General features: G+C 46.1%; 26 protein-coding genes. 19 read left to right on the top strand and 7 right to left on the bottom strand.

The window, feature by feature from the left end; all coding sequences use genetic code 11:
* Positions 1-150: 150 nt before the first annotated feature.
* Positions 151-2,268, bottom strand: a complete 2,118-nt coding sequence (locus EHQ17_RS13985; RefSeq protein ID WP_135595626.1) for a sodium-translocating pyrophosphatase — start codon at positions 2,266-2,268, stop codon at positions 151-153.
* Positions 2,269-2,281: 13 nt separating this feature from the next.
* Here EHQ17_RS13985 and EHQ17_RS13980 point away from each other — a divergent pair, with 13 nt between their 5' ends.
* The 15 genes from EHQ17_RS13980 to EHQ17_RS13910 all read left to right on the top strand — a co-directional run bounded on the left by EHQ17_RS13980 (position 2,282) and on the right by EHQ17_RS13910 (position 12,863).
* Entirely contained in the window at positions 2,282-3,541 is a 1,260-nt protein-coding gene (locus EHQ17_RS13980; protein WP_167881095.1) for a tetratricopeptide repeat protein, read from the top strand.
* A 142-nt stretch (positions 3,542-3,683) separates the two neighbouring features.
* Positions 3,684-4,235: an adhesin Lsa14 gene (gene lsa14 / locus EHQ17_RS13975; RefSeq protein WP_246057557.1), complete on the top strand. Its 552-nt coding sequence runs from the start codon at positions 3,684-3,686 to the stop codon at positions 4,233-4,235.
* Positions 4,232-4,558, top strand: a complete 327-nt coding sequence (locus tag EHQ17_RS13970; protein ID WP_135595624.1) for a TRL domain-containing protein — start codon at positions 4,232-4,234, stop codon at positions 4,556-4,558. Before lsa14 (EHQ17_RS13975) ends, EHQ17_RS13970 begins: the two co-directional genes overlap by 4 nt.
* On the top strand, positions 4,555-4,917 hold the full coding sequence (locus EHQ17_RS13965) for a TRL domain-containing protein (RefSeq protein ID WP_135595623.1): 363 nt from the start codon (positions 4,555-4,557) through the stop codon (positions 4,915-4,917). Before EHQ17_RS13970 ends, EHQ17_RS13965 begins: the two co-directional genes overlap by 4 nt.
* A gap of 236 nt (positions 4,918-5,153) precedes the next feature.
* Entirely contained in the window at positions 5,154-5,597 is a 444-nt protein-coding gene (gene lsa14, locus EHQ17_RS13960; protein ID WP_135595622.1) for an adhesin Lsa14, read from the top strand.
* Positions 5,598-5,611: 14 nt separating this feature from the next.
* On the top strand, positions 5,612-5,932 hold the full coding sequence (locus tag EHQ17_RS13955) for a TRL domain-containing protein (protein ID WP_135595621.1): 321 nt from the start codon (positions 5,612-5,614) through the stop codon (positions 5,930-5,932).
* Between the two features lie 2 nt (positions 5,933-5,934).
* Complete coding sequence (locus EHQ17_RS13950; RefSeq protein ID WP_135595620.1) at positions 5,935-6,273, top strand: TRL domain-containing protein; 339 nt, start codon at positions 5,935-5,937, stop codon at positions 6,271-6,273.
* Positions 6,274-6,490: 217 nt separating this feature from the next.
* On the top strand, positions 6,491-6,829 hold the full coding sequence (locus tag EHQ17_RS13945; protein WP_135595619.1) for a hypothetical protein: 339 nt from the start codon (positions 6,491-6,493) through the stop codon (positions 6,827-6,829).
* Positions 6,826-7,158, top strand: a complete 333-nt coding sequence (locus EHQ17_RS13940) for a YajG family lipoprotein (protein ID WP_135595618.1) — start codon at positions 6,826-6,828, stop codon at positions 7,156-7,158. The genes EHQ17_RS13945 and EHQ17_RS13940 overlap by 4 nt, the downstream gene beginning before the upstream one ends.
* Positions 7,155-7,883, top strand: a complete 729-nt coding sequence (locus EHQ17_RS13935; protein ID WP_246057556.1) for a hypothetical protein — start codon at positions 7,155-7,157, stop codon at positions 7,881-7,883. The genes EHQ17_RS13940 and EHQ17_RS13935 overlap by 4 nt, the downstream gene beginning before the upstream one ends.
* Positions 7,880-8,770 carry a hypothetical protein gene (locus EHQ17_RS13930; RefSeq protein WP_135595617.1) on the top strand — a complete coding sequence of 297 codons (891 nt, stop codon included), beginning with the start codon at positions 7,880-7,882 and terminating at the stop codon, positions 8,768-8,770. Before EHQ17_RS13935 ends, EHQ17_RS13930 begins: the two co-directional genes overlap by 4 nt.
* Before the next feature lie 97 nt (positions 8,771-8,867).
* Positions 8,868-9,365 carry a DUF3015 family protein gene (locus EHQ17_RS13925; protein ID WP_135595616.1) on the top strand — a complete coding sequence of 166 codons (498 nt, stop codon included), beginning with the start codon at positions 8,868-8,870 and terminating at the stop codon, positions 9,363-9,365.
* A gap of 16 nt (positions 9,366-9,381) precedes the next feature.
* Complete coding sequence (locus EHQ17_RS13920) at positions 9,382-9,864, top strand: DUF3015 family protein (RefSeq protein ID WP_135595615.1); 483 nt, start codon at positions 9,382-9,384, stop codon at positions 9,862-9,864.
* Positions 9,865-9,916: 52 nt separating this feature from the next.
* On the top strand, positions 9,917-11,950 hold the full coding sequence (locus EHQ17_RS13915) for an Lnb N-terminal periplasmic domain-containing protein (protein WP_476737700.1): 2,034 nt from the start codon (positions 9,917-9,919) through the stop codon (positions 11,948-11,950).
* Positions 11,913-12,863, top strand: a complete 951-nt coding sequence (locus EHQ17_RS13910) for an alpha/beta hydrolase (protein ID WP_135595614.1) — start codon at positions 11,913-11,915, stop codon at positions 12,861-12,863. The genes EHQ17_RS13915 and EHQ17_RS13910 overlap by 38 nt, the downstream gene beginning before the upstream one ends.
* Here the strand turns inward: EHQ17_RS13910 and EHQ17_RS13905 are convergent.
* A complete protein-coding gene (locus EHQ17_RS13905) occupies positions 12,781-13,392 on the bottom strand; it encodes a hypothetical protein (RefSeq protein ID WP_167882481.1) in 612 nt (203 codons plus the stop codon). The two genes, EHQ17_RS13910 and EHQ17_RS13905, sit on opposite strands and share 83 nt — an antisense overlap.
* Here EHQ17_RS13905 and EHQ17_RS13900 point away from each other — a divergent pair.
* The gene (locus tag EHQ17_RS13900) at positions 13,341-13,853 is read left to right on the top strand and encodes a hypothetical protein (protein ID WP_135595612.1); all 513 of its coding nucleotides are present in this window, start codon (positions 13,341-13,343) and stop codon (positions 13,851-13,853) included. The genes EHQ17_RS13905 and EHQ17_RS13900 overlap by 52 nt on opposite strands.
* A gap of 4 nt (positions 13,854-13,857) precedes the next feature.
* Here EHQ17_RS13900 and EHQ17_RS13895 read toward each other — a convergent pair whose 3' ends face one another.
* The 3 genes from EHQ17_RS13895 to EHQ17_RS13885 are packed head-to-tail and all read right to left on the bottom strand — an operon-like array spanning position 13,858 to position 16,435.
* Positions 13,858-14,661 carry an ABC transporter permease gene (locus tag EHQ17_RS13895; RefSeq protein WP_246057555.1) on the bottom strand — a complete coding sequence of 268 codons (804 nt, stop codon included), beginning with the start codon at positions 14,659-14,661 and terminating at the stop codon, positions 13,858-13,860.
* A gap of 5 nt (positions 14,662-14,666) precedes the next feature.
* Positions 14,667-15,455, bottom strand: a complete 789-nt coding sequence (locus EHQ17_RS13890; protein ID WP_135595611.1) for an ABC transporter permease — start codon at positions 15,453-15,455, stop codon at positions 14,667-14,669.
* A 2-nt stretch (positions 15,456-15,457) separates the two neighbouring features.
* Positions 15,458-16,435, bottom strand: coding sequence for an ABC transporter ATP-binding protein (locus tag EHQ17_RS13885; RefSeq protein WP_135595610.1), 978 nt, complete (start codon positions 16,433-16,435; stop codon positions 15,458-15,460).
* A 309-nt stretch (positions 16,436-16,744) separates the two neighbouring features.
* On the opposite strand from EHQ17_RS13885, the gene EHQ17_RS13880 reads away from it, so the two are divergent.
* Positions 16,745-17,242, top strand: a complete 498-nt coding sequence (locus EHQ17_RS13880) for a DUF3015 domain-containing protein (protein WP_135595609.1) — start codon at positions 16,745-16,747, stop codon at positions 17,240-17,242.
* A gap of 18 nt (positions 17,243-17,260) precedes the next feature.
* The gene (locus EHQ17_RS13875; RefSeq protein ID WP_135595608.1) at positions 17,261-17,749 is read left to right on the top strand and encodes a DUF3015 domain-containing protein; all 489 of its coding nucleotides are present in this window, start codon (positions 17,261-17,263) and stop codon (positions 17,747-17,749) included.
* A gap of 275 nt (positions 17,750-18,024) precedes the next feature.
* Here EHQ17_RS13875 and EHQ17_RS13870 read toward each other — a convergent pair whose 3' ends face one another.
* Positions 18,025-18,534 (bottom strand): hypothetical protein, encoded by a 510-nt coding sequence (locus tag EHQ17_RS13870; protein WP_135595607.1) that lies wholly within the window; start codon positions 18,532-18,534, stop codon positions 18,025-18,027.
* A gap of 6 nt (positions 18,535-18,540) precedes the next feature.
* Entirely contained in the window at positions 18,541-19,155 is a 615-nt protein-coding gene (locus EHQ17_RS13865; protein WP_135595656.1) for a hypothetical protein, read from the bottom strand.
* A gap of 149 nt (positions 19,156-19,304) precedes the next feature.
* On the opposite strand from EHQ17_RS13865, the gene EHQ17_RS13860 reads away from it, so the two are divergent.
* Positions 19,305-20,666 (top strand): class I SAM-dependent RNA methyltransferase, encoded by a 1,362-nt coding sequence (locus EHQ17_RS13860; protein WP_135595606.1) that lies wholly within the window; start codon positions 19,305-19,307, stop codon positions 20,664-20,666.
* Positions 20,667-20,736: the final 70 nt, after the last annotated feature.

Below are 20,736 nucleotides of genomic sequence, written 5' to 3'. Positions count from 1 at the left end.
GCCTGTGTTTCACGGACGGATCGTCGGAAATACGACACGATCGGTCCGTAGAAATCCGGAGGCGGACTCAAATACCAATCAGCGACAAAAAAGGCCCTCCCGCTTTCACGAGAGAGCCTATTATTTTAAGACATTCTAATTTAGAAATTCTTAATGGTGGAACAATCTCATCAAAAGTCCGCCTTGTTGAACGAAAAATTCCGCAAAAACAAGACTTGTGATCGCCATCAATTTGATCAGAATGTTGATCGAAGGTCCGGAAGTATCCTTAAACGGATCTCCCACGGTATCACCTACCACCGCCGCCTTGTGTTGGTCCGAACCTTTTCCACCGGCTTTTTTCTCGATGTATTTCTTCGCGTTGTCCCAACCTCCGCCGGAGTTTGCGGCGGAAATCGCGAGAACAACTCCCGCCACTAACGCACCCGCGAGAACTCCCGCCAGAGTTTTCACTCCGAAAAGATATCCTACGAAAATCGGAGTCAAAAGAACCAAAAGTCCGGGAAGAATCATCTCGCGAAGAGCCGCAGTCGTGGAAATGTCCACACAACGTTTGTAATCGGGCTTGTTCTTTCCTTCCATGATACCAGGGATTTCGCGGAACTGTTTGCGAACCTCTTCCACCATATCCACCGCCGCTTTCCCGACCGACTTCATCGTCATTGCGGTAAAGAGGAACGGCAACATCGCTCCGAACATCAATCCTCCGAACACTTCAGCATTCAGAACTTCGAGGCTTGTTGTGTGAGTTCTTGTGATAAACGCCGCGAAAAGCGCAAGAGAAGTCAGCGCCGCGGAGCCGATCGCGAATCCTTTTCCGATCGCCGCAGTGGTATTTCCCGCCGCATCCAGAGTATCGGTTCTATCGCGAACTTCTTTACCGAGTTCCGCCATTTCCGCAATCCCACCCGCGTTATCCGAAACCGGACCGTACGCATCGATCGTTAAACCGATCGCGATCGTGGAAATCATTCCCAGAGCCGCAATCGCGATTCCGTACATTCCCGCAAGAAGGTTCGCGGTAACGATGGTGATCACGAGAAGGATCACGGGAATCACGGAAGAATGATATCCGAGAGACAATCCGTAGATGATGTTGGTCGCCGCACCGGTGTTAGACGCTTCCGCGACTTCTCTTACGGGTTTGTAAGAATGAGACGTATAATACTCGGTTACGATTCCGATGAACATTCCCGAAAATAAACCTACGATCATGGAGATATAAACGTCCCATTTCGTGATCGTCTTTCCGGCGATTTCGAAAGAATCCACCATAAACGTGTTCGTTACGAAATACATGATTCCCGCGACGAGAAGCGTGGAAACCCAGAGCTGAACTTTGAGCGCCGATTCCACGTTTCCGCCTTCCTTGACTCTTGCAAGAAAGCTGGTCAGAAGAGACGCTGGAATTCCGAATGCGGAAATTAAAAGAGGATATAAAAGCGCGTCCACGGATCCGGACAAAGCAGACGCGGTCGCTCCGATGACGAGAGCCGCGCAGGTCGCTTCCGCACAAGAACCGAATAAGTCGGCTCCCATTCCGGCAACGTCACCTACGTTGTCTCCCACGTTATCCGCAATCGTTGCGGGGTTTCTCGGATCATCTTCCGGAATTCCTTTTTCAACTTTACCGACTAAGTCCGCTCCTACGTCCGCGGCCTTTGTGTAAATCCCGCCGCCGACACGACCGAAAAGGGCAACGGCAGAACCGCCTAAACCGAAACCGGCCAGAGATTCCATAAGAAAGTGTTTTTCCACTCCGGGATGAAGCCCCGTAAAAACGAGAAAAAGAACGATCATTCCGAGGATCGCAAGACCCACGAGACCGAATCCCATCACCGCACCGGAGTCGAACGCGACACGGAACGCTTTCGCCATGGAAGTTTTCGCGGCTTCCGCGGTTCTCACGTTTCCTGCGGTGGCGATTTTCATCCCGATAAAACCGGAAAGACAAGAGATCAAAGCTCCGGCAACAAACGCGATTGCTGTGTGAACTCCATCGTTGAAGCCTTCCGATCCCGGATTGTCCAAAAGAAGGACGATCAGGACGGCCATAAAGGCGATAAAAAGGGAAATAACTTTGTATTCCCGAACGAGGAAGGCCATGGCTCCTTCGGAGATGGCGGAGGATATTTCTAAAAGTTTTTTCGTTTCTTTTTCGTTACCGCCTGCGGCGCCGACTTGGATTCTGACGACCTTCAGGGCATACACTACGGCAGTAACGATCGCCAAAATGGACATGGCGATAATAATCGTAACTGAATTCATTCAGTGAAACCTCTTGTTTTTTTTCAATGTTCCGATGTTTAAAAAGATGGGAAGAATTCTACCTGACAGACCGCCTGGGAAACTACTATCCACTTGTTTCTTTTTTTTACTTTGCACAGGTTATTCAACGCTCTTTGGGAATTCAACCTTTTCTTACGAGGAGCTACTACGCCAAGCAAGGGAAGAAGTGTTCCGTCAGCGTTACGACCAAGCCCTGCAAAAACTGGAAATCGCCGATTCCGTAGGAGAACCGAAAACCGGTTCTTACTACGAAATCGAAGGAAGAGCCTGGATCGGCAAAGGCGATCTTACTACGGCCCTCGAAAGTTTCGAAAAAAGCCTCGCTCTGGATCCGAATCATCCTTCCTTATTGTCCGATTTGATTTTAGGATATGAGGAACTGAGAAAACCGGACAAAGCCTTTCAATTTGTACGCCTCGGTCTTTCGCAGAACCCGGAGAATCCGGTCGTTCGTTACAAAGCCCTCGTCCTAAGTTCTCGTTTGGGTAATTTGAATTATTTCCGGCAAACCCTTCGTTGGATCGGAGAACACAATCCTTACAAAGACGATCTTCCCGCGATCGAAGCCGAAATCAAACAATCCTTCGAATCGGGAAAAATCGACGATACGATTTCCAAATGTTCCAAATTCATTCCGCATTTCCCCGAAAATCCTTTGCTGCATCGGATGTTTCTTCTTTCCCTCAAGAAAAAACGGTTTTCTACGCAAATACAAAACGGCTCCTTTCCACTTCGTTTGGAACAGGCTTTGTTGGATCGGGCCGCCGTCTTTCGAAACGAACCGATTTTTGCCTATGAGTCTGCCTTGGAATTCCTACAAAACAAACGCTGGAACGACGCGCTCGCCTTGGCGAGACGGGCTTTTTTTCTGAATTTAAAAAAGGACGGTCGGGCCGAAAAAGAGATTTTATATCCGATCCATCGAATTTATCGGCAAAGAGGTATGGATTTGGATGTGCAGGCCATAGAAATTCTCCAAGAGATCGTGGAAAGCGGCCGATCGGTGGATGCAATTTTTTTAGATTCTAAACTCAAACAGACCGGTTTCAACCGGGAATTGCTTTTGTATTCTTTGGCGTTTCTGAAATATCAAAAACGTGGGAACTCACACACGCAAACGGCTACTTGGAGAGATTCGTATTCCAAACTTCGAAAACAGCAAGAGGAAGAGGATCTTTCTCACGTAGTTTCTCCGTTTGCCTTGGATCCGGAAGAATCTGAATTTCTGTACGGCGCTCCCGATCCACCCTAATCAAAGTCGAAATTCTTCGTTTTTTCCGGGAGAATGTGGGAACTCACACGGATCAATACTTTGTAGGAAAAAATTGTGTGGGAACTCACACGATTTTCAAAAAAAATCCAATTCTCCTTTTTTTAGAAAAAAAGCAATTTCAATGTCCGGAGCCAAGGACGAACAGTATAGAAACGATATGCGAATTCGAATCTTAGAACAGGCTCATCCTCGGATAACGAGCCTATTTCTCCTTCTTACCATCCATTTCTTCGGCTGCACGGGAGTAAACATCGCCAATTCGCCCAACGGTCCCGAAGATTTAAATACCAATCCAACCCCGGCCTATGGAAGACCATCCTTGGAGCTTTTCTACAAAGGAGGGTTCATCTATCACAACGAATCCATACCCGCCTTCCTGGGAGGAAATGCCCAAAGCCTCGAGCGAGGACAAGCCTGTTCGCGCTCCATACTCGGACTTTTTGCATTCGGAAATTCCTCGATCAACGCCGCACGAATCCAAGGAAATATAAACAAAATCGCTCACGTAGAATACGAACACACCGCCGTCCTGGCTTGGTTCTATCATAGCTTTTGTACGATTGTCACCGGAGAATCCACCTCCACGACAAAAGTATCCGGCGATACACAAGAAACCGATCCGCAAGCAGAACTGATTCCATCGAAAAAAACGGGAGAAATCAAAGCGGAATGAAAACGATCCTGAAATACTTCCTAATCTTCGTTTTTGCCGTCTCGACGAACGCCTGCGCCTCCGGTCCGGTCGGCGGATTGTTATTCGCATACACTCAATACCCCGGACAAATCAATACGGCAAACGACGTAAAACCGGAAACCACCGCGGAAGGTTGTATCCACAATATATTCGGAATCGTAAGTTTTGGAGACGCGGGAGCCGGTTCGGTCGCAAACTCGAACGGAATCAAAAAGATCGCCATCATCGACTACAGCGCTCTCCATATATTAGCGATTCTTTATAGAAACCATTGTGTGATCGTGGCGGGAGAAAAACGATGAGACGAATTCTTCCCAAAATCCTATTTCCCGTTTGGATCGTGGCTTCGACGATCGCAACCTCGATCGGTTGTATCGCCACATCCGAACCGGCGTGGCTCATTTCTTATAATACGCAACATCTTCTTTCCAAAAGCAACGGACATCTTTTGAGTTCGGCGAATGTGGCACGCAAAGGAGAAGGTTGCGCCTACGCGGTTTCCTTTTTCTATTACAATACGATCTTTCGAGGACCGAAAACGAGTGTCGCAGATATCGCCAAGGAATACGGAATCAAGAAGATAGCGGTCGTCGATTACTCCACGTTCAGTTTTTTAGGGCCGGTCTTTTATAAAAACTGTATCGTCGTCTGGGGAGAATGAACTCTTTCATTTCCACAATGCTCGACGCAAAAAAGAAATAACGTTACTTATTAAAAGTTGAAGAATATAAACGAGAAGACAATTTTATGTATGTTACGAAAAGCATAACGATGTTGATTTTTTAAATAAATCTATTCTTTTCTACAATTCGATTTACAAATTAAATCATGTTACGATCTTTGTGCCAGGATAAATAGGAAATGCCCATTTATCCTAAAAATTCATGAGGATTACAAATGATAAACTCTTTTAAAGTAACGATATTCGTTTGTTTGACTTCGGCTTGGCTTGTAAATTGCACTGGAATCAATCCGGGTGTTCTTTATAAAACAGCCAATACGAATCCAGCGAAAAGCTACGCAAACCCCGTTTCCGTTAATTTGAGCGGTGGATTACTTTTACACATGGGTTCCGTCCCGGGTCAATTAGGACATTCTGTAGAAAATGCGGATTTGACCGGAACAGCCTGTTCTAAGTCGTTTTTAGGGCTCATTGCTATCGGAGATTCTTCGATCGAAGCTGCCAAAGCGGAAGGTAAGATTAAAAAAATTGATCGAATTGAATATGAGCAATTCGCCATCGGCGGGATTTTATATCATAGCTTTTGTACAGTTATCAAAGGCTCTGGGGCATCACCGCAGCCAGATTCTAAACCAGCTACTACGGGCAAAAAAAAATAAGGATACAATAAATTATGAGTAAAAATATCATTCTCACAACCATCCTAGGCCTTTGTCTTCTGTTCTCGAATTGTGCATCGGGCCCGGTTTCCGGCTTCATTTTTACGAAAACGAGCTTTGCGGGAGAGTTCAACGCCAGCAATGACGTGGATTCAGTCAAAAAAGGAGAAGGATGTGTTCATAACGTACTTCACCTTTTTTCTTGGGGGAAAGCGAGTGCGGGTAGAATTGCAATGGAAAATAAAATTGTTAAAATAGCCACCATTGATCATTCTTCGATATCTGCTTTAGGATTCGTTTATAAAAACTACTGTACAATCGTGAGCGGAGAGTAATCATGAAGAAAAAATATTTTTTGATTTTTTTGGTGTGCGTAATCGCACTTATTTCCAACTGCTCTTCCAATCTTTATCCAATTTATTTTTTTCAGTCCAATGAATATCATATTTCTGGAACACAAATTGGAGGACCAACGAGCGCTAAAGTATTAAAACAAGGACGTTCTTGTGCCACTTATTCAATAATCACCTGGCTTTTCTTTGCGGGTGGAGAAGGTAGCGTAGAAGAAGCGATGAAGGACGGAAATATTACGAAAATAGCTGTCATCGATCGTAGTACGGAAGGTGCTCTAGGATATCTTTATTCGAAAGAATGTGTGATCGTTTACGGAGAATAAAAATCGAACGTTTCCTTTTTTAAATAAAAAAGAAAACCGAAGAGCCGCGGTTTCCTCACGGAAACCGCGGCTCTTTTTTCAACCTTCTAAAAATCACCTAACAAAAAAAATCGATCTTCGTTTTTTCGCGGATAAATCGACGAGCTCGACCTACTTTTAGAAAAAATACTTTACCCGAAAGGGAACGACGGACAACATTCAGAACCGATCACTTCTCATGAAACTCCGCACGGTTTTATTTTACTATCCCGTCCTACTTTCCTTGCTTCTTTCCTGTTCTTCCGAACACGTATTGATCCAACCGACTCTCGAAGGGGAAACGAAAAAAATCGGAAAGGTCCGCGGAAGCGCCTGCGGCTTTTTGGGAATCCTATCCCCCGAATACTACTTCATTCCGATCCGACAAAATTCGAAAGTGGAGCGGGCCTATGCGGACGCAATCCGACAGATTCCCGGCACGAAGGCAATCGTAAATCTAACCATTCAAGAAACCTGGTATTGGGTTTTACTCGGTGTCACACAATGTTTGACCCTAACCGGAGACGCAGTTCAATGAACCGGAACCTATCGATCCTTCTTTTTACGAGCGTTCTCTTATTGACGTCCGGATGTTCGTCCACTCCCGTATTCCTACCGGAAAACCAAACCGCCTCAACCGCAAAGGATCCGAATCTTCCATCCTATCCCGTTTACGGAAGAAGTTGCGGATTTTTATTGTTCGGAATACTCCCCATAGATACCAACGAACGTTTTATCAGAGCCTATCAAAAAATGATTTCGCAAAGGAAGGGCACCGTCTCCCAAATCACTCTACAGGAATCCTGGTATTGGGGATTGATCGGAACCGGATATTGCGCGACGTTCACCGGATTGGTGACCCCATGAAAACCTTGGATAAACTATCAAACTCGCCGAGCGCGAAACTCGCCCCTATCCTTTGTTCATTTTTTCTAATATTCACAATCGATTGTATTAGCGTACGCGTTTACGTTCCCAAACAAGGAACGGATCGGTTCGACACGGGAAACGTGGACAATCTACCTCAGTTCGCCGTTCCGAAGATGAATCCGAAATTCGCGGTTTCACAACCTACTGAACTCGAAACACAACCCTTCGCGCAAAGGATTCCTTCCCTGTTTTTCCTGGCTCCTAACCGTTTGGAAAACGAATACGGTTCCGTCAAGACGCTGATCGAAAGGGAACTGGATCGCAATCGGGAGGAATACAAGACCGATAAAAAAATCGAAATCCGAATCCTCGATTTCGAATTAAAAACGACCGACCGTTGTATCGAAAGCGTAAGCAGCGTACGACTAAACGTGGAAGCGATCGATTCCGAATCCAAGCAGAAAATTTTCGATTTCCGCCACGAAGATAACATAGAGTCGAACGTGACGGACTGTTATTTCACCCTCGCCACTGGAACCGTCCTCGGTTGGCTCGTATATATGCCCTACCTCGGATTTCGCGGAACCAGGGAGGATCAGCTCAATTTTCTCGGACGTGCGGCTTTATTAGAATTTTTTGAAGTACTAAAACGATCTCTGATACAAAAAAATCTTTCTCCGAAACAACCGCGAAAACAACCGGAAGGATTCCTTCCCTTATGAGCCGAAAAAAGATCATTTTCACCGCATTGGTTTCCCTAACGGCGTCCCTATTCCTGGATTGCTCGTATTCGATAGAAAAAAAATACGTCTACGCGAAACCGTATTATCCGCACGAGAACTACTTCAACGAAAACAACCCCCAATTCGAAGAAGGGGAACCGTATTGGATCGTGGACTTTCTGGGAAACGTATTCGGATCGTTGACCAAACTTATCCTTTGGAATCGAAAGATGAACAGTCACTCTTTTTCGGAAGAGACGAAAAACTATCTCAAAGCGTACATTCGGGAAAACAATCTCAAAGACGTAAAGGTTCGTTTCAACCAATACGCCCCTATCAGCGATCTTCAACAACTGATTCGCTCCGAAACGGTTCATCCCGTTCTCAAATACACCATCGGAATTTTTAACTGGTTAATCGGCGCGATCCTTCCGGAACGGGTTTTCGCGGGACTTCTCGGAGGAGATCATTACAATCCCTACTCCAATACGATCAATTTATACAGCGATCTTCCCTCCGTCGTGCTTCACGAAGGCGGACATTCCAAAGACTTCGCACTTCGCAAATACAAGTCGTTGTACAGCTTGGGATATACGATCCCATTTATCGGCCCCTTGTATCCGGAAGCCAGAGCGTCGGACGACGCGCTCCGATACATACGACACAAATGCGATCTCAAAAGCGAACTCGTCGCCTATCGCACGTTATATCCTGCGTATGCGACCTATGCCACCGGGCCGTTGTTGAGTTCTCTCAATCCTCTCATAGGACTTGTGGCTTCCGTGCCGGGTCACGTGGTCGGATACGTAAAGGAAAAGAAGGTTGAAAAACAGGAAATTCCGGAATGCGAACTTCTCAAAGAAATGCAAGGCGAAACCAAGGACTGATTTCTTAGAAAGAATCGTTCGTTTTCCGAAAGGGAAAAAAAATTGACACACACCTTTCCCTTCTTAAACTTACTCGAACGAAAAAAAGGAGTAAGGAATGAAAAAAAATCTTACTAAAATCGTAGCGTCCGTCTTTCTATCGTACGCGTCATTTTCTTCGTCTTCCCTATTGGCCGCGGACTACCACGTGGCTGGTTGCGGATTAGGATCGCTCCTCATCAAAGACAACAAAATGGTACTTCAGTTGTTGTCGGCCACGTTAAACGCCACCGGCATCCAAACTTTCGGAATCACCACAGGAACATCCAATTGTAAGACGGACGGTTTGGTAAAACAAGACAAGGTTCGTGAGGTTTTTATCGCGGTGAATTTCGAAGTTTTAGAACAGGAAATCGCAGCCGGTCAAGGCGAAAAACTTTCCGCGTTTTCTTCTCTTCTCGGATGTCCCGCGGAACAAAACGATCGTTTCTCCCGAATGACACAAAGCAGTTACGACAAATTGTTTTCCGGAAAGCCGACTCCCGACTCTATGTTGTATCAGATAAAACAAGAGATCGTGCAGGATTCCGTATTGTCCGCTTCGTGCAAACTCTAAAAAGGATTAGGAACTCATGAAAACAAAACTCAAATCGATCGCGATCGTTTCTCTTTTTCTTTCTCTTCTTTGGACAGGACAAATACACGCTTACGGAGCGGCCGGATGCGGTTTAGGCTCGGTCGTAATCACGGAAAACAAGGTCGTACACCAGGTGATCGCCGCTACGGTGAACGGTTTTTCCGCGAATCAGCTTTTCGGAATCACTACGGGGACGTTGAACTGCAAAACGGACGGGGTCACTCATAAGGAAAGAGAGGCGGAAATTTTCGTGCATCTAAATTACAATTCGCTTATATTAGAATCCGCGCAAGGATCGGGAGAACGTTTGGATACGTTCGCCAGACTCATGAATTGCAGCGAACCGAAACGATTCGCCGACTTCGCCCAAAAAAATCACGCGAATCTGTTCTCTTCCGAGGATCCTTCCGATTTTCTGAGTAAAATCAAAATAGGAGCCTCTCAGGACGAGACACTTTCTAAAATCTGTAAACTATAACTTATGAAAAGAATTCTTCCGGCGTTTATAGCCGGAAGATCGTGTTCCTTTTTTGAAATCAAACCTTCTTAAACTATTACTGACTTTAACTCTTCTTTCGATCGGCGTTCCCTTTTTATTTTCTCAGGAACAAACCTCGGATCCGATCCTCTCCTATGAAAATTCGGCGCTGGAAAAAAATCTGGATTCCTCCCGTTATTGGAGTTTACTACTTCATTATAGGGATCCGATTTTTTTGGGAAAGTCGAAAAGCGAAATCGACGGAAAGGATTTTTTCCTATCCCCGAACGGACACAAGGACCCTAAATCGGAATTGATCGCAACGATCCGTTCTTTTTTCAAAACTCCGACCGAGGAAGAACTCGGTGAAACAAAACTTCACCCCCTCTGTAAATATCCGGAACGCTTTCGTTGGTTGGATTCGCAACTTCGCTTCGACAAAAGTTTGCTGCCTTCGCTCAAGTGCGAACGTTATAACAATTGGATCCAAGCCCTCAATCCCGCATCGATCAAACTCATCTTCGCTTCCTTTTATCTCAACAATCCCGCTTCCTTATTCGGACACAACCTACTCAAAATAGGATCCGAAAATTCCTCAAGATCGGAAATCCTGGACTATGCGGTAAACTTCGCCGCAAACAACGCTCCGGAGGATTCCGCGCTCGCATATACGATCAAAGGTTTAGCCGGAGGATATCCGGGATATTTTAGTATATTTCCATATTATTATAAGATAAACGAATACAACGACATCGAAAGCCGCGATCTCTGGGAATACGAACTCGAACTCGGTCCGGAAGACTCGAAACGAATCGCCTCGCACGTATGGGAACTGGGATCCACCTATTTCGATTATTTTTTCTTCGACGAAAATTGTTCCTATCATCTTTTATCGCTCGTGGAACTGGGTAAACCGGAACTCAGACTACGCGATCAATTCAATCTATATACGATTCCCACCGACACGGTAAAACTACTGTTGGAACAGGAAGGTTTGGTTCGAAAAAAAACCTATCGACCTTCCTTGAGTTCCAAGTTGGATCAAAAACTTCTGCTCCTGGACGCGCAGGAAAAGCGCAAGGTTTTCGAGTATCTAAACGGGAATATGGATCTACCGGAGGTTTTGGACGCATCCGACGGACAAAGACGGGCTTACGTTCTGGATACGATTTTGGACGCGGGAAGATATCAACAGTCCCTCAAAACGTATTCCCCCGAACAAGAACGGAGATATAGAAACGTGTTACTGGAAAGAAGTAAACTGCAATTCCCTCCGTTTCCGGAACAACCTCCCACGGTTTCCCCGCCCGAGGAAGGACACGGAAGCGGAAGACTCAAATTCAGTCGCGGCGAATCGACGTTAGGCGGTTACTCGGAATTCGCGATCCGCCCGGCGTATCACGATTTCCTAAACAACGACCGCGGATACGTCCCTTTTTCCACGATAGAATATTTTCCCGTGGTCCTTCGTAAATACGACTCGCAAAAAAATCTTGCGTTAGAAGAGGCAAGTCTCGTAAAAATTCTTTCTCTTTCGCCGATCACTCCGATATCCACTCCCGTATCGTTTTTCGTGGACGTGGGCGCGGATTCTTCTATGATCAAACGGGAATACCAAAACGAAAAAACGTTATCTTATCTCGCAGGGATATCGGCGGGAATGTCCTCTTGGCTTCTACAACCGGTTTATCAAAAGGACAGGGAAGATTATACCAAAGCGTATAGAACCACGAACTTCAACGCGGAAGCCGGCGGAGGACTCACCTTTTCGAACGTAAACTCCGGCTCGTCCCTTTTGTGGACGTTCTCCTTTCAACTGGGAGGAAAAGGAAGGGCCAACGGATATTATCCGGAAGGAATGTTGATCGCGCCGCAAGCCGCGGTTTTTACGGGATGTTCGTTCGGAGATTGGAAGTTGGGATTGAGCGCGCAATACTTCGCGTTTTCGATCTACGGATACAAAGACGACTTCAAGGTATCGCCCGGAATCCGCTACAGCCCGTCCCGAAACATCGAAATAAGACTGGAAGGAAAATTACAAAAGTATTATGAAGAAGCACAACTCAGCGTTTCCGTATTTTTTTAGAACGGCGTATTCATCCGTCCTACTTTTGGCGTTTTCTTCGTGCGCTTCCTTGTTCTATCAACCTACGGATAGGAAATACTGGACCCCGGACGTTTTAGGATTCAGATTCCACGAGGAAACTTTCGAAACCTTCGACGGAGAAAAACTCAAGTTCTGGAGAATTTTTCCCAAGGAAAAACCGAGAGGTGTCGTGTTTCAATTCCACGGGAACGGAGAAAACCGCTCGAGTCATTTTACGAGTCTCGTATGGATGGTCAATCACGGATACGAACTCGTCGTATTGGATTACAGGGGATATCTGGATTCCACCGGGACCCCGGAACGCGAGACGATTCACAAAGACGCGGTGGATTTCCTTATTAAAGAATTAGAATATTCTAAAAAAAGAAATATTCCCGCAGTCGTCTACGGGCAAAGTCTGGGAGGAGCGATCGCCCTTCGAGCCGTCGCGGACCTGCCGGATAAATCGGGAATCGTCCTTATGGTGGCGGACGGAACCTTTGCCAGTTATAAAAAGGTTTTTCGTCAGGTAGTGAGAAGGGTTCTCTTTTTTCCGATGGATTGGATCGCGGGAATTTTCGTAAGCGACTCGTTCAGTCCGGAGGATTCAATTTCCCGAATATCCCCCGTTCCCGTTTTGGTGGTTCACGGAACGGAGGACGATATCGTTTCCTTTCAGAACGGCGTCGAGATTTTCGGATTGGCCGGCCAGCCGAAGTGGTTTTGGGAAGTACGCGGAGGCGGTCACGTGAATTGGATGAACCTCGGAGCATCTAAAGAGGCGAAAAACTTTCTTTCGTTCTTGGAACACGTGATCGAAAAATCGGACTTCAATCCTGGGAGAGCGGATGTCGATCCAAACGCGCTCCGTCGAGAAGCAAACGTAACGCGTCCTCGGCTTCCAACTCCTTGAAATATCTTTCCGCGGGCGAAAAAAAGGATTCGTTAAAGATCATATAATCCAAATAACGAATCCGATTCTTTTCGAGATACAGGACCTTCTCCGAGTCGGAGGAAACGAGTCTATGATATCCCTCCTCCGATTCCAAGCAGATGTATTCCCCGTCCGAAAGACGGAACTCTTGCTTCGAAACCGGTTCCTCATCCAAAAAGGAAGTTCGATAACGTAGAACTCTAATCCTCTCCTTCCACAAAGCCATAGGAATTCTAGAGGGACGCAGAAGATAAAGAACTGCCTTCGAGGGATTTTCCGTTTTTAAGCGGATGAATTTTTTTGAAGAACCCGAACAAGTCGTCAACAAAAGAGCGAGGGTAATGCAGAATATTCTAAAATTCGGTAGCATAAATCGGATCCTTCGTATATCGTCGTAAATCCTCTCCAAAAACCAATTCAAATCCGGAACCGCGTTTTCATTCCTGCGGATTTCCGATGAGAAATAGGTTTGGCAATCCGGACCGATTCCGTGAAATGGGAATTGCAATGAATATAGAACTCTCACGCGAACAATACGAAGCGCTTCTTAAATCCTTGGCGATCACACGATTTCTCTATCATTCGATTTTAGAGGAAGAGGACCCCGCTCCGGATCGTTTGGATTCGTACGACGCGTTCGAGGACATGGAACAACAAGTTCTTTCCTACGCGAAGTCGTTGGAAGTCACGCATCTTGTGGCGTACGACAGCGAAGAGGAACTCCATTATCTTACGAGAGAATTCGAGGAGAAAACGGATATCTCCGACCTGATCACCGAATATCAGGACAGCATCTTCTGGGACGAATTAGTACAACGTTTGGCGGCTCGCGATTTTATGCGGACCTACAGCGAAAACGAAATCAAATCGATGGCGATCGAGGAACGGATCGAAAAAGAAGCCCCGTTCATTTCCCGTTACGAAGAAGTGTTCACCGAATCCGGAATCGACAATCTGGAATTGAAATGATCCTTTAAGATCCGGCGGATTCGTACCGCCTTTGTCCTTTTTTCCACAACAACAGAGAAAGAGCGAATAACGCGTATCCGATGGGAACGTTCAGAAAAACGAACGAAGGATGAAACAGACCTTCCGAACTTTTATCCAGGAAATAATGCGCTGGGTAGAAGTTCACGAACCCCAAAGGAAGAAAAAAGGTCAGAAAAACCCTGATTCCGAAGTTGTAGATGTTCATCGGATACATCATAAACTCCCTCGTCGAAAAAACGAAAAGTTGAATCAGGGACGAATTTTGGATCGCGTAAAAGGCGATCGATGCGATCGCGATCCGGATTCCGGCGAGAATGGTCGCGCTTCCGGAAACCACCAAAGCCAAAGAAAACGTCTTCTCCAAAGTCCATTCAATATTCGTAAACCGATTGGCGACCACGAAAGTAACCGCTCCCAATACGAGATGTAGAAGTCCCGTAATATCGAAATGGTTCATAAGAACCTGACCGATCGGCGACAAAGGACGCAGAAGATAACGGTCGAAACCTCCGTTGCGCACGAGCGATCCGAATTCCACCATTCCGGAAAAAACGGAAGCGACGATTCCCTGCGCGAAGATGAGCAGACTGTATAAAAAGGCTATCTCGCCCTTCTCCCATCCTCCCACGGACTGAAACCTGGAAAGAAGAAGAAAAATCGTGGCAGCCTGCGCGCCGTAAAACACCGAAAGCGTGAATAGATAAATCCAAAAACTCGCCCTATATTCCATACGCGCCTGAACGGAGGAAAACGCCAGCTTGAGATACGTTTTAAAGGTAGTCAACACTCAGATCAACCTCCCGCCAATTCAAGACGTTTAAGACCGGAAAAATAAATCGAAAACGCGCATAACGCACAAACTCCGACCATGACCGCATAACGCAGACACAACTCGTAAAAATCCATTCCGAACTGTTGAGAGGTCAACACCTGCGTCGGATAATAATAAAGATAGGGAAACGGAAGCCAAGACGAAACCGTTTTCAACCAATCGGGAAAAAGATCCAAAGGAATCACGGAGCCTGAAAAAAGAGTGATCAACGCAAAATACAAAAGGAAAAACGAAAATATCTCCGTAAAATAAAACGACAACGAGGAAAGCGCGAAGCCGATCAGAAAAAAAATCAGAAACGCAGCCGAATAAACGAACAGAAACTTCGCGAAAGCGAGCGGTTCCGGAACGAAACGAAGATCCAAAAAAAGATACGCACACGCTACAAGGGGCAAGGATCTGGAAAAAAGATGATACAAACTCACTCCCGCCGTATCCGCCAAAACGGAGAGAGGAAAACGAACCGGTTTGAGAAGATCGAATACTATATCCCCGTTTTTGATCTTGGAGGAAACGAGTCCGTCCTGTCTTCCGAAAGAAACCCGAATCAACGTGGAGAACACGGCATACAACACGAGGGAATCCTTGGTTCTCTCCGTACCGCCCAATTCGTCCCCGCGAACGGAATTCCAAACCGAGGTCAAAATCAAAAGATATAAAACCGCGTTTAAAACACCGGTGTAGTATTCCAGTCGATACGCGCTGGATCTTTGAAAGGCCTTGGAGACGACCTTAAAATAATAAGACATGCTCAGGTCCTATCCTTATAGAGGGTACGGATCACTTGGGCGAGATCGTTTTTGTGATATCTGACCTCCAAAATTTCCGAACCGGAAGCGCCTAACGTTCCCATCAACCGATTGAGGGATTCCCCTTCCTTAACCCTCACCCGAAAACGATCCGTAGCCCCGTTAAAGATCGGCGTATAATCGGACGGAAGATCGGGAACGGAATCCCCCCGATAGAGCACCTCCACGAAATGGTCCGTTCCACCCAAATTTCGGAAAGAATCGAGACCACCGTCGAAACGGATTTTCCCGTGATCGATCAGTATGATCCGCTTCGCAAGAGTTTCAATATCCTGGACGTCGTGAGTCGTGAGTAGTACGGTCACCTTCTCTTCCCGGTTGATCGTACGGATGAATTCTCTCACCCGCTCTTTGACAAGAACGTCTAGGCCGATGGTAGGTTCGTCCAAAAAAAGTACGCGAGGAAAATGCAAAAGACTGGCCGCGATTTCCGCTTTCATCCTCTGTCCCAAACTCAACTTACGAACCTGTTGGTGGAAAAAGTCCTCGAAACCGAGAAGATCGAAGAACAACTCCATTCTATTTTTATAATCTTTTTCGGAGATACGATACACCGATTTCAACAGATCGAAGGATTCTCCCACAGGAAGATCCCACCAGAGTTGCGTCTTTTGTCCGAATACTACGCCGATCTGTTTGGAATTTTCCTTCCGGTCTCGGGAAGGATCCAGACCGAAAACGGAAATTTTTCCTTGGTCGGGAGTCAACACCCCGGTCAACAACTTGATGGTCGTGGATTTTCCCGCGCCGTTGGGACCGATATAACCCACGAACTCTCCGGGTGGAAGAGAAAAGGAGATATCGTCCACGGCAGGAATGGCTTCCTTCCGGGAATGAAACAGGGACAAAACCGCGCCGCGCAAGCCGGGACTTCTTTTTGAGATCAAAAATTTTTTTCTAAGATTTTCTACTTGGATCAATGCGAAACCGCTCCGTGTTTTCCATCGGACTTTCGGATGCGTCTTTAGAAAAAAACGCGTCGAATGTCCGTAACTTACGACTTATAGGATAAAATAAAACTTCATCGAATAGGATCGAATTTCTCCGTTAGGCGATATAACCGTTCGCCTTAAAAAACGGAATCGTATTCGATACGATCGACCGTAAAGTAATTTCCCATGGTTTCGACTCCGAAAATAAACGAAAAAGAAATTATTTTCTCCAAAAATGCGTTGACTCGTTCCCTTTTTAAATGAACCTTACTCTGATTTTTCCAAAGGAGATACATTATGAAGAAAAGAGTAGTTTCGACTGTTCTCTGCCTCGCCGTGTTGGCCGGATTCGGTCTGACCGGTAAAGTAGAAGCAAAGAATTACGGAATGGCAGGGTGCGGATTGGGTGCGACCATCATTAAGGAAAACACCGTCGGTTCACAACTTTTTGCGGCGACTTTGAACGCCACTGGAGTTCAGACTTCCGGGATTACGTCCGGAACTTCCAATTGTACTGCTGACGGAATCGTAAAATCCGACAAAGCGCAAGAGCTTTTCGTGACCGTCAACTACCAAAGCCTGGAACAAGAAATGGCTCTCGGAAAAGGGGAAAAACTGGATTCTTTCGCAAAACTTTTGGGTTGTGACGCAGGTTCCGTTTCTCGTTTTGGAAAACTGACCAAAGACAAATATTCGTCTTTGATCAAACAAGACACCACTCCTTCTCTTTTACTTTCCGCGGTTAAATCCGAAGTGAAAGGAGATGCGTCTCTTTCTAAGAACTGTACTCTATAATCGGGAGATTCATAAGATATGAAGAAACTCATTGCAATCGCACTCACTTCCCTTTTCGTTCTTTCCTCCAATCTCTCCGCTAAACCGGCTTACGGAATGGCGGGATGCGGATTGGGGTCATTGATCATCAAGGACAACGGATTCGTTCAAATTTTCGCGGCGACTTCCAACGGTTTTTACTACAACCAATCTTTCGGAATGACTTCCGGAACCTCCAATTGTACTACCGACGGAATCGTTAACAACGATAAGGCGAAAGAAATTTTCGTTCACATGAACTACGAAAGTCTCGAGCAGGAAATCGCTATGGGAAAGGGTGAAAAACTTTCCAGCTTGGCGACTCTTTTCGGATGTTCCGCAGATTCCAAAAGATTCAAAGAAGTGGCTAAAGAAAACTACTCTAAAATTTTCACCACTGCTGCGATCAAAAATCCTAGCGTGATCCTTTCCAACCTCGAAATCGAAGTGGGAAAAGACGCTGAACTGAAAAGCAGCTGCAAAATCTAAGTTTAATTCCCCGGAATTTTAGTTAGAGAAAAGGCCTCGGAAGAAATTCCGGGGCTTTTTTTATTCCGAAAAGAAAGAACCCGAAATTACGTCCGCGGTCCCGAGTGTAGACGCAAGAAAACGAAAAGGTTCGTTCCCGCTCTGAACGAATTTCCGACGCGAAGTTTGGAAAAAGAATACGAACTTCGAACTTCCGAAATCGTATCGAACAAAGAACTTCTGCCGGATACGTTCTTCGGTTCCAAGAACAAAAAAACTGACTACGGGGAACGGATCTATTCTATACGTTTAAGACTCTCGTTCAGGTGTTCGCCTTCCAGAAGATCGCCTAACGCTTCCTCTTGTGTGATTTCTTTTATGAAAAAATCAGGCAGGGAGATTTCCTTTTCGTTGAATATGATAAAACGATAAAACGAAGTTTTTCTTTTTTCGATACGCAGGATCTTGTCTACGTCCGGTTTGGAGGCGACCGTAAGCCGATAAAACCCTTCCTCCAAATCCTCCGCATAAAATCCTCCGTTGGCAAGACGAAACACGGAAACGGTAACCGTCTCAGAAGATTCCTTAAAATGTCCTTTGTATTTTTTGAGTTCGAATTCGTACGTCCAAGCGGCAAGCGCCGTTTCGATCGGACGAATGACGTACAACCTTCCCTTGGAATCCGCAGGAGGCTCCAAACGTACGAACGGTCTTTTTTCGGAACACGAAGTCCCGAACCCGAAGACCGATAGAAGTAAGAAGATGAAAATGAAAATGAAAATGAGTTTTCTTTTGTTAAGCGACATGTTCGTTTACCGTTTCGTGATGATTCTGCCGAGTTCCGAGTTGTATATCCCCAGCAATTCAGTTCCATGATTTTCGGGATAAAGCCCGTAACAATACATTTCGAATAAAAAAGCCGCGCCTAGTCCGTACGCGCCGTCCTCTCGATCGTCGCAGGCCGCCATTCCTTCCAACCTCGTCTCCGGTTTTCTTAAACTGAGATACGGAAATCCGGGAGGACATACCACGTGTTGAAATTCGCCGCCGTCGGAGTGTTTCGCCTCGTGGACCAGAACGAGAGCCTGTTCCCATTCGGATAAACGAAAAAATTCCCGATTGAGATACACGATTCCCCGGTGATAATGCGCCGTGTATTCTTGGGAAAGGTCCGACTTAAAACCGGAGATTCTTCCCTGAAGCCAATTCCTCAGAGAAGGACCGGAAAAGGAAAAACCGAAATAACGTTCGAATTTGGAATTCCGTTTGTAAAAGGAGGAACTCGTTTTTAATTCACGAGGTTTCAACTCGGCCACGTATTTCCAAAGTGATTCGATTTTTTTCGTCTGTTCGGAATTTAGTTCGGAAGGAAAAAAACGGGAAAACGAAGAATCGGACCGGATCGGAAAACAACCGGTCGCGACCAAGGCAAGAACGCAGAGTACGTTCTGCCCTCGCCATTCTTGAAAAAAATTTACGATCGAAACGCGCACGCGTTGATGTTCTTACAGCGATATCATCGCACAATTCAAAACTGCTATTTACAGTACGAGTTCTCGCAAAAAACTGGAACACAATGGACACGCAGAAATTTTCGCAAACCCCGGAACGACAATTCGTACAAAGGATCTCTTCCAATCTGCGCGGAATTTTGATCTCCGGTACGACGAAGATCGAGGCCCCGTATTCCCTTCCCGGAGACGAATACGACGTGTTTCTTTTTAAAAAGAAACGTAGAAAACCTTCCGTCAAACTCGTTCCGATTTCGGAGGTTCCCCGTTCCGTCAAACCTCCTTGCGAAGCCTTCACACGTTGTGGAGGTTGTGCCGCGCAACATATCCCGTATGAAGAACAATTCCGTCTCAAAACTTCTTCCCTTTGCGAAAGTTATCGGAACGACTTCGGAGCGGAGCCGGTTCTAATTCCCGCACAAACGACCTATCATTACAGAAATCGAATGGACTTCGGCGTTTTCCCGGGGCCCGTCGTCGGACAAAGAGAATCCGGTTCTTTCCGAAAAATCGTGGACCTAAAAAGTTGTTCGATCCAAAGCCGAGAGGCGGACGAAGAGTTGGCACGATTCCGCGGACTGCTTTCCCGTTTTCCGGACCTTCCTTACGATCGCAAACTAGATGCAGGATTTCTAAAATATATAACGATACGAAAAGCCCGGAACACGTCCGAACTGATGACCGTTCTTACCTTCGTGGAGGAATTCAAAAATTCCGTCCAAGAGGAAACGTTCGCTGAAGAATGTCTGAAAAACTTAAAGGCGGATCACCTTCTTTTCTGTTATAACCGTAGAAAGGGAGAAGTTTCCTCTTCGGGAGAAGCCAGATCGATCCGAGGTTCCTCGTCCTACTCGGAACTCGTATGGGGAAAGGAGTTTCGTGTTCCTTTCGATTCGTTCTTCCAACCCAATCCGACCGGATTTCAACCGATCCTTGATTTTATGGAACGCGAAATTCCGAACGGTTCGGGAAAACTCGTGGATCTTTTCTGCGGATCGGGCTTTTTCGGGAGGATCTTTGCGCATCGTTTTAAGGAAGTAGTGGGAATCGATTCGATCGAAAGTTCTCTCGAAATCGCACGCACACAGATGAGGGCCGACTTCCCGGAGATTCAAAGCACGTATCACAGAGAGGATCTGTTTTCCAAAAAATCTTTGCCCGGACTTTCGGAACTGTTTCGTTCGAACGGAAACGACGTGCTCATCGCGGATCCTCCCCGGGCCGGACTGGGAGAATTCGTTTTGGAGGCGCTTCTAAATTCCACGATCGGATCGTTCTTATACGTGTCCTGCAATCCCTCCTCCCAACTCGAAGACCTTCGCAAATTGAAGGATCGGTTCCGAATCCGGAAACTTATGATCACCGATCCGTATCCTCAGACCCCGCATTTGGAATCCGTGGCGTTTTTGACTTCGGTTATTTCCTGAACAAAAATCTCTGTAGGGATTTCCGTTTTAAATCGATATTTAAGAAGGAGATAGACGTATCTCCGGGATT

It is taken from the genome of Leptospira gomenensis, assembly GCF_004770155.1.
Lineage (GTDB): Bacteria > Spirochaetota > Leptospiria > Leptospirales > Leptospiraceae > Leptospira > Leptospira gomenensis.
Note: the sequence above shows the minus strand (reverse complement) of the source record. Positions and strands in the feature narration are given on the sequence as shown.